This window comes from Saccharomonospora azurea NA-128, from assembly GCF_000231055.2.
GTDB classification, from domain to species: domain Bacteria; phylum Actinomycetota; class Actinomycetes; order Mycobacteriales; family Pseudonocardiaceae; genus Saccharomonospora; species Saccharomonospora azurea.
In genome coordinates, this window is record NZ_CM001466.1 from 2,916,582 (window position 1) to 2,927,693 (window position 11,112).

Annotated in this window: 12 protein-coding genes; 11 read left to right on the forward strand and 1 reads right to left on the reverse strand. The window is 69.7% G+C overall.

Annotation, left to right across the window (positions count from 1 at the left end; genetic code table 11):
* Nucleotides 1–2,418, forward strand: a 2,418-nt coding sequence (locus tag SACAZDRAFT_RS13175) for a transglycosylase domain-containing protein (RefSeq protein WP_005442444.1), incomplete at its 5' end; no start/stop codon positions are given.
* Between the two features lie 46 nt (nucleotides 2,419–2,464).
* Nucleotides 2,465–4,078 carry a glycosyltransferase family 87 protein gene (locus SACAZDRAFT_RS13180; protein WP_005442446.1) on the forward strand — a complete coding sequence of 538 codons (1,614 nt, stop codon included), beginning with the start codon at nucleotides 2,465–2,467 and terminating at the stop codon, nucleotides 4,076–4,078.
* Here the strand turns inward: SACAZDRAFT_RS13180 and SACAZDRAFT_RS13185 are convergent.
* Nucleotides 4,030–4,809 carry a deoxyribonuclease IV gene (locus tag SACAZDRAFT_RS13185; RefSeq protein WP_005442447.1) on the reverse strand — a complete coding sequence of 260 codons (780 nt, stop codon included), beginning with the start codon at nucleotides 4,807–4,809 and terminating at the stop codon, nucleotides 4,030–4,032. The two genes, SACAZDRAFT_RS13180 and SACAZDRAFT_RS13185, sit on opposite strands and share 49 nt — an antisense overlap.
* A 130-nt stretch (nucleotides 4,810–4,939) precedes the next feature.
* On the opposite strand from SACAZDRAFT_RS13185, the gene SACAZDRAFT_RS13190 reads away from it, so the two are divergent.
* The 9 genes from SACAZDRAFT_RS13190 to SACAZDRAFT_RS23005 all read left to right on the forward strand — a co-directional run.
* Nucleotides 4,940–5,749: a hypothetical protein gene (locus SACAZDRAFT_RS13190; protein ID WP_005442448.1), complete on the forward strand. Its 810-nt coding sequence runs from the start codon at nucleotides 4,940–4,942 to the stop codon at nucleotides 5,747–5,749.
* Nucleotides 5,750–5,945: 196 nt separating this feature from the next.
* A complete protein-coding gene (locus tag SACAZDRAFT_RS13195) occupies nucleotides 5,946–6,914 on the forward strand; it encodes a hypothetical protein (RefSeq protein ID WP_005442449.1) in 969 nt (322 codons plus the stop codon).
* A 124-nt stretch (nucleotides 6,915–7,038) separates the two neighbouring features.
* Complete coding sequence (gene rpsF, locus SACAZDRAFT_RS13200; RefSeq protein ID WP_005442450.1) at nucleotides 7,039–7,371, forward strand: 30S ribosomal protein S6; 333 nt, start codon at nucleotides 7,039–7,041, stop codon at nucleotides 7,369–7,371.
* 6 nt (nucleotides 7,372–7,377) lie between these two features.
* Nucleotides 7,378–7,857: a single-stranded DNA-binding protein gene (locus SACAZDRAFT_RS13205; protein ID WP_005442457.1), complete on the forward strand. Its 480-nt coding sequence runs from the start codon at nucleotides 7,378–7,380 to the stop codon at nucleotides 7,855–7,857.
* Nucleotides 7,858–7,902: 45 nt separating this feature from the next.
* The gene (rpsR, locus tag SACAZDRAFT_RS13210; protein ID WP_005442459.1) at nucleotides 7,903–8,151 is read left to right on the forward strand and encodes a 30S ribosomal protein S18; all 249 of its coding nucleotides are present in this window, start codon (nucleotides 7,903–7,905) and stop codon (nucleotides 8,149–8,151) included.
* Between the two features lie 14 nt (nucleotides 8,152–8,165).
* Complete coding sequence (gene rplI, locus SACAZDRAFT_RS13215; RefSeq protein WP_005442461.1) at nucleotides 8,166–8,621, forward strand: 50S ribosomal protein L9; 456 nt, start codon at nucleotides 8,166–8,168, stop codon at nucleotides 8,619–8,621.
* Nucleotides 8,622–8,817: 196 nt separating this feature from the next.
* Entirely contained in the window at nucleotides 8,818–9,246 is a 429-nt protein-coding gene (locus tag SACAZDRAFT_RS13220; protein ID WP_005442463.1) for a hypothetical protein, read from the forward strand.
* Nucleotides 9,243–9,854 carry a DUF3558 domain-containing protein gene (locus tag SACAZDRAFT_RS13225; protein ID WP_005442470.1) on the forward strand — a complete coding sequence of 204 codons (612 nt, stop codon included), beginning with the start codon at nucleotides 9,243–9,245 and terminating at the stop codon, nucleotides 9,852–9,854. Before SACAZDRAFT_RS13220 ends, SACAZDRAFT_RS13225 begins: the two co-directional genes overlap by 4 nt.
* 4 nt (nucleotides 9,855–9,858) lie before the next feature.
* Nucleotides 9,859–11,112 (forward strand): PPE domain-containing protein (locus tag SACAZDRAFT_RS23005; protein WP_005442472.1); only part of this gene is annotated, 1,254 nt, incomplete at its 3' end.

Genomic DNA, 11,112 nt, shown 5'->3' on the forward strand with positions numbered 1-11,112 from the left:
CGCGAGCCCGAGCTCATCACCCACCGCGCCTACAACGGCACCGCCGACGGGCCCGGCGGGTACGACCGGTTCGACGGCGACGGATTCGACGGATTCGATGACGGCATCCACGACCGTGCCCGGGCCGAGAACCACGAGACCGGTCTCGACTCCGATCCCGACGGCGCCCCGGCCCCGAAGAAGAAGGGCAAGGCCGCGCTGACCCCGGCACAACGGCGCAAACGCCGCTGGAAGATCATCCGGCGCAGCATCTACGCCTTCGTCGGCCTGTTCTTCGTGCTTCCCGCCATCGCGTTCGCCGTCACCTACTTCCTCGTCGACGTCCCCTCGCCCAGCGACGTGGCCAAGGACCAGGCGAAGGTCGTGACGTACTACTACGCCGACGGCGAGACGGAGATGGGCCGCGACGTCCCCCCGGACGGCGGCAACCGCATCCTGCTCAAGCCCCACGAGATCCCGGACCACGTGAAGCACGCCGTCTACGCGGCCGAGGACTCCACGTTCGAGACCAACCCCGGCTTCGACATCACGGGCATCCTGCGCGCGGTGTACAACCAGGTCACCGGCGGTGTCGGCGGTGGTTCCACCATCACCCAGCAGTACGTGAAGGTGGCCACCCAGAACGACGACTACTCGATCACGCGGAAGTGGACCGAGATCGTCAAGGCGTTCAAGATGAACAACGAGCAGAGCAAGAAGGAGATCATCACCGCCTACCTGAACACCATCTACTTCGGTCGCGGGGCGAACGGGATCGAGACGGCCGCGCAGGCGTACTACGGCAAGTCCGCGCGCGACATCAACGCGTCCGAGGCAGCGCTGCTGGCGGGGATGATCCAGCAGCCCGGCCGGGTCGACATGCCGGAGGTCCGCGAGAAGCGCTGGAACTACGTCATGGACCGGATGGTGGCCAACGGCTGGCTGACCCAGGAGGAGCGGGACGCCGCGCAGGTGCCCCAACTCATCGACGAGGAGGAGTACAGGCCCGAGGCGATCACCGGCCCCGAGAAGTTCATCGAGCGGAAGGTGAAGCAGGAACTCGAGGCCAAGGGCTATCCCGAGGAGAAGCTCCAGTCCGGCGGTTACCGCGTCTACCTGACGATCGACCAGCACGCCCAGGAGGCCGCCGAGCAGGCGGTGCAGCAGGTCATGGAGGGGGAGGACGAGAAGCTGCAGGAGGCACTCGTCGCCGTCGACCCCAAGACCGGCGCCGTGCGGGCCTACTACGGTGGTCCACACGACCCCGACGTGCCCGGTGGTCAGTACGACTGGGCGTCGGCGCAGCGCAACCCCGGGTCGTCGTTCAAGCCGTTCGACCTCGTCGCCCTGCTGAAGAAGGGCAAGGGTCTCGGCGAGACCTACGACGGCAGTGCCGTAAGGATGTTCGGCGACCGTCCCGTGAGGAACGCCAACGGCACCGACTGCGGACCGAACTGCACGGTCGAGGAAGCCATGAAGCTCTCGATCAACACGGTGTTCTTCGACATCGTCGTGAACGAGGTGGGTCCGCAGGCCGTCATCGACGCGGCGACCGAGGCGGGCATTCCCGAGAAGGGCGACGGAGCCAACCCCATGCCCACCATGCCGACCCTCGACGGCAACATCTCCATCGGCGGTGGTGACACGATGGTCTCGCCGCTGCACATGGCCTCCGCCTACGCCACCTTCGCCGACGACGGCTTGCGGCACGAGACACACTTCGTGGCGAAGCTGACGACGTCGGACGGCGAGGTCGTCTTCGACGAGACGTCCGACGTCGCCACCGAGGGCGAGCCGGCGTTCTCGAGCGACCCGGCCGAGAGCAAGCAGATCGCGGGCAACGTCACCAAGTCCCTCATTCCCGTGCTGGAGTACTCCGAGTTGACCTGCGCCGGCGGGCACGCCTGTGCGGGCAAGACCGGTACGCACCAGTACGTGGGCGCGAACGGCGAGAAGAGCGACGAGAACGCCGAGGCCTGGATGGTGGGCTACAGCCCGCAAATCTCCGCCGCGGTGTGGGTCGGCACGGGCCGGAACGAACCCATCCGCAACGCACAGGGCGGGCGCGTCTACGGCAGCGGGCTTCCGGGAGAGATCTGGAAGCAGTTCATGGACACCTACCACGAAGGCAAACCGATCACCGAGTTCCCCGCGGTGGAGCCCATCGGCAAGATTCCCACGACTCCGGCTCCGGAGCCTCCGCCCGAGACGCCGGAGTCGACCGAAGCGACCACCGAGACCTCGACCGAGTCCGAGGAGCCGACCCAGGAGTCGCCGACCACGGAGCCCAGCGAGTCGGAGGGCCCGCCCTTCGGCACGATGCCCGGCGGTCCGCCCGACCCCACGGACGACGACGATGACGACGACGGCGGCGGCTGGTTCGGTCGGGGACGCGGCGACAACGGCAACAGCGGCAACAACGGCAACAACGGGGACTGACCGACGGGTCGCGAGCGGATGAGCTAGGACACGTAACATTCGCGACGTGTCCAGCGATAGTCATGGCTCGTCTTCCGCTCCGACACCCGACACCGCGTCGCTGGACGTTGCGCAGCGGGAGATCCCGAGCTGGTCCGAACCTCTCGCGGAGGCGGCCACCCGGCCCCTCGGCGGGCCGCTGGGCACACACGCCGCCGTGGGCAGGCACTGGTTCTGGACCCCGCTGCGGGTCTGCCTGCTGTTGGCCGTCGTCGGTCTGACCGCGGGCTGGTTCGGCAAGGCCGCCTGCATCCAGCAGTACGTCACCGACGACGGCAGCACCGAGCTCGACTGGCGGTCGGGCAGGCAGTACGTGGCGATGTGCTACTCGGACGTCGTCCCGCTGTACACCGCCGAGCGGCTCGACGAACCCGACGCCTTCCCCTACGCCACGAGCTGGGTGGAGAACGAGGGCACCGAGCACGAGCAGGTCCGGTACATGGAGTACCCCGTGCTGAGCGGCCTGTTCCAGTGGGTCAACGCCAAGCTCACGCACGCCTGGACCGCTGCGGCGGAGTCGGGCTGGCTCCCCACGGCCCTGCCGGTGGCAATCTATTTCAACCTCACCGCGTTCTTCCTGTCGGCGGCCTGGCTCGTCACCGTCTGGGCCGTCGCCCGGACGGCACGGCGCAGGGTGTGGGACGCCGCCATCGCGGCCGTGTCGCCGCTCATGGTGGTGCACGCGTTCACGAACTTCGACACGCTGGCCACCGCGGCGGCGGCCACGGCCCTGCTGGCGTGGTCCCGGCGAAAGCCCGTGCTCGCCGGCGTGCTGCTCGGTGTCGGCGCCGCGGCGAAGCTGTATCCGCTGTTCTTCCTCGGCCCGCTACTGGTGCTCTGCCTCAGAGCGGGCCGGATGCGTGCCTGGGTCCACGCGGCGGGCGCCGCCGCGGGCACCTGGGCCGCCATCAACCTGCCCTTCATGCTGTTCCTGCGCGACGGCTGGTCGGAGTTCTTCCGCCTCAACACGCAGCGGGACATGGACCCGGACTCGCTGTACAACGTCGTGTCCTACTTCACCGGGTGGCAGGGCTTCGACGGTCCGCTGGCCGCGGGCGAGGCTCCGACCGTGCTCAACGCGGTCAGCGGCGTCCTGTTCCTCGGGTTGTGCGCCGGCATCGCGTACGTCGGTCTCTCGGCGCCGCGGCGGCCGCGGGTCGCGCAGTTGTGCTTCCTCGTCGTGGCCGCGTTCCTGCTGACGAACAAGGTGTGGAGTCCGCAGTACTCGCTGTGGCTGGTGCCGCTCGCCGTGCTGGCCCTGCCGCGCTGGCGGCTGCTGCTCGGCTGGATGCTGATCGACGCTCTGGTGTGGGCGCCGCGGATGTTCTACTACCTCGGCACCGACAACAAGGGGCTGCCCGAAGGGTGGTTCCTCGGCACGGTCGTCGTCCGCGACATCGTCGTGGTGCTGCTCTGCGTCGTCGTGCTGCGCGAGATCCACCGCCCCGCCCGCGACGTGGTGCGCGTCGCGGGAGTGGACGATCCCACCGGCGGTGTGCTGGACGGGGCGCACGACGCGTTCGTGCTGCGCCGCCCCCGGTGGCCCCGCCGCCTCGGCCGTTCCACCGTCGCTCACGCCGCGGAGAGCCGGGAACGCAGGAACTCGATGTCGGCCGCCTGACCGTCCTGGGGCGTCTCCACGATCACCGGCGCTCCCGCCTCCCTGGCCACCTCGACCAGCAGGTCCGGGTCGATCGTGCCTTCGCCGCCGACGACGTTCGCGTGGCGGTCGCGCTGGGAGCCGTGCTCGTCACGCGAGTTGTTGAGGTGCACGAGGTCGATCCGGCCCGTGATCGCCCGGACGCGTTCGACGGCCTCCGCCAGATCCCACCCCGCCGCGTACGCGTGGCAGGTGTCCAGGCAGAACCCCGCACCGAAATCGGCGACCTCGTCCCACAGCCGCGCGAGGACGTCCAGGTCGCGCGCCATGGCACCCTCGCCGCCCGCCGTGTTCTCGATGAACAGGGGGACACCGAATCCACCCTGGTCCTCCTGCCTCTGGAAGAGCTTGCGCCAGTTCGCCAGCCCCTCGGCGGGCTCCTCGCCCTTGCGGACGTGACCACCGTGCACGATCAGTCCCCGCGCCCCCGTCTCCGCCGCCGCCGCGGCGTGCTGCGCGACGGTCTTGCGGGACGGGATCCGGATGCGGTTGTTCAACGACGCGACGTTCAGCACGTACGGCGCGTGGATGTAGATCCCCACCCCGGCGTCGGCCAGCTGCGCCGCCTGCGGATGCGGTTGCGGCTTCTTCCAACTCTGTGGATCCGCGAGGAAGAACTGCACGGTTTCGGCAGTGCGTTCCCGGGCGGCCGAAAAAGGATCATCATCACGGACGTGCGCGCCGATCTGCATCACTCGAGCGTAACGATTCACGGTCCACGAAATCGAGTACCGTGACCGTGTCCCAGACAATTCACGAAGATCGTATCGACGAAAAAGGGCGGGACAGAGACCGCACCCGAGAGTGAGGGCGACACGGCTCATGGACAGCGGGCATCGGCAGTTCAGGCGTATCGGCTCGACCGGACTGGCACTGACAGCGGCGGCCGCACTGGTGTTCCCCGGCAGCGCCGCGGCCGAGGAGAAGGACATCATCACCGCAGGTCACTGCACTGACAAGGCGGCGAACGAGAAGCACGGGGACGACTCGTCCGCTCCGCGCGCGACCCCGACGCGGACCACCGATCCGGACGACGACACCGACGACACCGACGACACCGACGGTGTCGACGGCGCCGAGAGCGGCGACAGGCCCGCCTCCCTCTCCCTGACCGGAACGCTCGATCTTCGCGGATTCGACGCGCTGGCCGGACTGCTCTGCAACACGAAAAACGGTGCCGTCGACTCACTCGTGCGACCGATCGTGGAGGACGACGAAACAACATCTCCCGAAATGGGTGACACCCCGGGGAGTGGTTTCGACGAAAACGGATCGGGCGATGAGATCACGCCCGAGTCGGACACCGATGAGGAAACGACCACCGCCACTCCCGATTCGCTCGCGGAACAGTCGCCCGCGGGTCCCACGGGGACCCCGCCCGACACCGGAGCCGACGGCGGCGGCTGGGGCGGGGTGAGCCCCGGCCGGACACCGGGCGCCCTCGACGTGCCGCCCACCTCACCGGAGCACGAAAGCACCTTCAGCGCGGTCCCGCACGACCCGCGTGCGGCGGAGGACCCCAACTCCACCAAGGCCTCCGAGCGCCTGCCCCTGCTGCTCGCCGTCCTGTCGCTGGTCCTCGTGGCCTCCGCGCTCGCACACACCTGGGCCCGGCGGACCCTTCTGCGCTGAACTCGCCGAAACCACACCCGGTGCCGCCGCTGTCGTCGAGCTCACTCCCGACCTCTGAGTCACCGCGTCACCTCCCCGTGTCATCGTCGTTGTCCTCACCGACGGCAAGTACGCCAAGGCAGCCGGACAGCGCCGATCGGCAGTGCCGATCCCGACGCCGACCGCGGCCCGACGGCCGACAAGGGAGGACCCTTTCGTGCGGATCAGCTCCACCGCTTTCACCGGGAGGACCCGCCGGACGATCGCCTCGATGGCGGTGGCGGCGACCGTCGCCGGCACGGCGGTCCTGACCGCGGGCACGGCCTCGGCCGCCACCGTGACGGCCGACAACTGCACCTCGGTGATCGGCGGGCGGGTCGGCGACACGGTGCTCGTCGACGGTGCCGCGGTGTCCGAGCTGGTTCGGCAGGGCGCCGAGGAAGCCCGGACCATCGTGGTGGTCCACCACCTCACGATCTGGCCCAACCATCTGGCACGGAAGGTCGAGAAGGAAGAACTCGAGGTCGGCACCGTCCCCGACCGCCCCACCAGCGTCCTCGACGGTGACGTCATCGCCTCCGCCGTGCGGGACGCGCTGGAGGGCAGGGCCGGGCTCGGCGCACTGCCGTCGACGCAGGAGACGACGCTCGACACCATCGCCGACCGCGTCGCCGAAGCCTGTTCGCTGACGGTCGAGGCCACCAACCCGACGAAGCCGGAGGCGTCCCCGCACTCACCGGGCACATCCGCACCGGACTCGGGCGCGGGAAGTCCCGGCGAGCGCGCCGGCAAGGACGGCGTCCCGACGTCCGAGGAACACGACGCCACGTCCGGCGACGGCGGGCTCCAGACGACCGGGGACAGCAGGGCCGAACGCCGCAGCTACGGCGACATCCCCGTCGCCGAGGCGCCGGACGCGGGCATCTCCGTTCCCGAGGACCTGCGCTACGGCCCCGGCAGCGGCCTGCCCGGCGAGCTGACCAGCCCCCGGTACGGCGTGGTCGGAGACGATGCCGGCAACAGCGCACACGGCGGCGCCGACCTGCGGGACGCGGGCGAGGCCGAAACCCTCGCCGCGCAGGACCAGCGGCAGGCGGTCCAGCTTCCGATGCTGCTCGCCGTGGTCGCGTTGGCCGCCGTCACCGCGGGCCTGGTCCGCAGTTGGGTGCTGCGCCGCGCCGCGTGAGACTTCCCCGAACTCCTCGGCGGGGCGGAAACGGCCAGGTCGGACGCCGCGGCTAGACTCGGCTCGACAACCCTCCTGTCACGGACAGTCCGTGACCGCTCAAGCCCGTAGGAGGTGAGTGGTTGTGTCACGCCATTACGAGGTCATGGTGATCCTCGACCCGTCGCTCGACGAGCGCACCGTCGCTCCGACCCTGGAGAACTTCCTCCAGGTCATCCGCTCGTCCGGTGGCAACGTGGAGAAGGTCGACGTGTGGGGCCGTCGTCGGCTGGCCTACGAGATCGGCAAGAACGCCGAGGGCATCTACGCCGTCCTCGACCTCGTCAGCGACTCGGACGCGGTGAAGGAGCTCGACCGTCAGCTGTCGCTCCAGGAGACCGTGCTGCGCACCAAGGTCGTCCGCAAGCGCGCGCCGCGCGGCGCGAAGAAGGCCGCCAAGGCCGCCGCGAAGGCCTGATCGTCGATGGCCGGAGACACCATCATCACAGTGGTCGGCAACCTCACCGCCGACCCCGAGCTGCGGTTCACGCCGTCCGGTGCCGCGGTCGCGAACTTCACGGTCGCGTCCACGCCGCGCATGTTCGACCGCCAGACCGGCGAGTGGAAGGACGGCGAAGCGCTCTTCCTCCGCTGCAACATCTGGCGCCAGGCCGCTGAGAACGTCGCCGAGTCCCTCACGAGGGGCGCCCGGGTCATCGTTCAGGGCCGCCTGAAGCAGCGCTCGTTCGAGACGAAGGAAGGCGAGAAGCGCACGGTCGTCGAGCTCGAAGTCGACGAGATCGGGCCGTCCCTGCGCTACGCCACGGCGAAGGTCAACAAGGTCAGCCGCGGCAGCGGCGGCGGCGGATTCGGTGGCGGCAGCAGCGCTCCGGCCGACGACCCGTGGGGCTCCGCGCCTCCGGCGGGCGGCGGGGGCGGCTTCTCCGACGAACCGCCGTTCTGACGCCTCGACCGAACCAACCACACCGACGTTCCCCAGGAGTACATCGTGGCGAAGCCACCAGTTCGCAAGCCGAAGAAGAAGGTCTGCGTGTTCTGCAAGGCCGAGAAGCAGGGCCACCCCGAGCTGATCGACTACAAGGACACCAACATGCTGCGGAAGTACATCTCCGACCGCGGCAAGATCCGCGCCCGTCGCGTCACGGGCAACTGCAGCCAGCACCAGCGCGACGTCGCGACCGCCGTCAAGAACTCGCGTGAGATGGCGCTGCTGCCCTACACGTCCACGGCTCGCTGAGGAGGAAGTCAGACATGGCAAAGATCATCCTGACGACCGACGTGGCGAACCTGGGCGGCCCCGGCGACATCGTCGAGGTCAAGGACGGCTACGCCCGCAACTACCTGCTGCCGCGGGGCCTCGCCATCACGGCGACGAAGGGCGCGGAGAAGAACATCCGCACCATCCGGCGGACGCAGGAGGCGCGGCGCATCCGCGACCTCGACCACGCCAAGGAGATCCGCTCCACCCTGGAGAAGCTCGGCACCGTCCAGGTCAAGGGCAAGGCCGCCGAGGGCTCGAAGAAGCTCTTCGGCTCCATCACCCCGGCCGACATCGTCGGTGCCATCTCCTCCGCCGGTGGTCCGCAGCTCGACAAGCGGATCATCGACACCGGCCGGCACATCAAGACGCTGGGCAAGCACCAGGTCGTGGCCCGCCTGCACCCCGAGGTGACGGTGGACCTGCGACTGGAGGTCGTCCCCCAGTAAGGGAAACGATCTTCCTCTCGACAAACGGCGACGGCGGGATTCCCGAAGTGGGGTCCCGCCGTTGCCATTTTGAGATCCAGGACGGGAACCCTGGTGACCCGGACGACGTCGGAGACAACGGGCGGCAAGAGCGCTTGCGCGCAGCGTCTGCCCTGAGCAAACTGCTTCTCACCTCACGGCGTGAAGGGGACAGGGCATGGTCAACGTGGCAATGGACGGCGGCGGCGCCAGTGTGGGCGGAGCCGCCGCGAAGATGATCGCGGTCAGAGCTCCGGCCATCGCCGGTGCACCGGCCCCGAGCAGCGGTGGCTACCGATTCTCCCGCGAGGAGATCGACGGCGTCATCCGCCAGTGGGAGGACCTGCACCGGGACCTCCTCGACGACTACCGCCAGGCCGAAGGCATGGCGCGGGTCCAGCCCCCGGGGTCCGAACCGGCCAGCCAGGACTTCACGTCGTCGGCCAACCCCTCGGGCAAGGCGTTCGCCCAGGCCACCCTCAAGATGATCGACTACGTCGAGAAGTACATCGAGGCGCTGCGCAACGCCCGCGACGGCATCACCACCCGCGAGGACGAGTCGCAGGAGCACATCAGCAGGGTCGGCTCGGGAGTGATGGAGGTATGAGCCGCACGGCCCGTACCTGTGCCGCATTCGCGCTGCTCGTCGGTGCCTCCGTGCTGACCTCCTGCGGGGACGGCTCCGACGCGGCCCCGACCCCGGCGCCGTCCGAGTCCGCCGAGTCCTCCGGTTCCCCGTCGTCGAGCCCGCAGGGCGGGGCTCCGACGGTGTCGAACCCCCTCGACGCGGCATCGCTGTCGGCGGACCCCTGCGCCGCCTTGTCGGCGAAGCAGCTCGCGGAACTCGGCCTTGCCGAGGGCGAGACCCGACCGAACGAGCAGTTCGAGGGGGAGGCCTGCCGGTGGCAGGCAACGGAGGAGAGCCTCGACTCCGTCGACGTCACGGCACTGGACAACACCGACGGGCTGGGCGGCGTCTACGCGACGAAGGACCAGAACGACTACTTCGAACCCACCGAGGTCGCCGGTTACCCGGCCGTCTACTCGGGCCTCATCGACGCCAGAGACTCGGGCACGTGCAACCTGTGGGTCGGCGTCAACGACCAGACCGTGCTCCACATCCTGACGAACCTCGCGTCGGCGGACTCAGCCGACGCGTCGTGTGGCTTCGCCGCCGACGTCGCCGAGTCGACCATCAGCACCCTGGGGGGTTGATCACATGCCGTTGTTCCTGGTTCCCATCGTCGTCGGTGCCGCGGCCGGCGCTGGTACGGCCAGCTACCTCACGCGCGAGGAGGCCGGCGACTACTCGGCCGACGCGGGCGGCCGTCAGCTCGACGCCCACCAGATCTACCAGCAGCTCCGCGCGGGCGACAGCGGCAGTTCGCTGATGATGGGCCGCGAGTCCGCCGGCACGCTGAAGAACAACTTCGCCCAGCGCGTCAGCCAGATGGACACGCTCGCCAAGCGGATGGACGAGGCGTGGCAGGGCGACTCCGCCGAGGCCGCCAAGGCGGGCGCCCACCCGCTGAAGCAGTGGCTGCAGGACTCGGAGGTCAAGCTGCACGAGAGCGACAACACCATGTCGTCGCAGCTCGACGCCTACAGCACGGTGCTCTCGCAGGTTCAGCCGGTGCCCGCTCAGCCGCCGGAGAGCAGCTTCCTGAACGACATCACGCCGTGGACGACCGACACCGACCGGGCCATCCAGCAGTACAACGCCATGGCCCAGGCCAACGTCGAGGCCTACAACGCCTACTACTCGGTGAGCAACGCCAACGGCCACTCGATGCCGCAGTACACCACCGTCGACGGCGAGTTCGGTGACGTCGAGGTCGACGGCGGCGGCTCCGGTGGGGGCGGTGGTACCGGTGCAGGTACCGGTGGTGGCGGCTATCCCGGTGGTGGCGGCTATCCCGGTGGTGGCGGCGGCAGCGGGGGCGGTGGCGTGCCCGACGGAAGCTATCCCGGCGGCGGTGTCGGGGGCGGCGGCGTGCCGGGTGGCAGCTACCCCGGTGGCGGCGGCGGTGGCGGCGGCGTCCCCGGCGGAAGCTACCCCGGCGGAAGCTACCCCGGCGGCACCTACCCGGGGGGCAGCTATCCCGGCGGGACCACGCCCGGTGGCAGCTATCCCGGCGGCGGCGCGTACCCCGGTATCGGGCCTGGCTTCGTCAATCCCGGTGAGCCGGACGACAGCACGAACGCCTCGCGCTTCGTGCCCACGGCACCGGGCACGGACTTCACGCCGATCGGCGGCGGTGGCGGCGGGATCCCGTCCTCGAACCTTCCGGGCGGTGGCTCGGGAGGCGGCGGCCTCGGCCCGGGTGGCGGCACGGGTGCTCTCGGTGCAGGTGGGGTAGCCGGTGGTGCGCTGGGTGCCGGTGCGTTCGGCGCGGGTTCTCCGGGTGCGGCCACTGGTGCGGCCTCTCCGGGCGCCGCGTCCGGCATGGCCGGACGCGCGGCGATGGGCGGC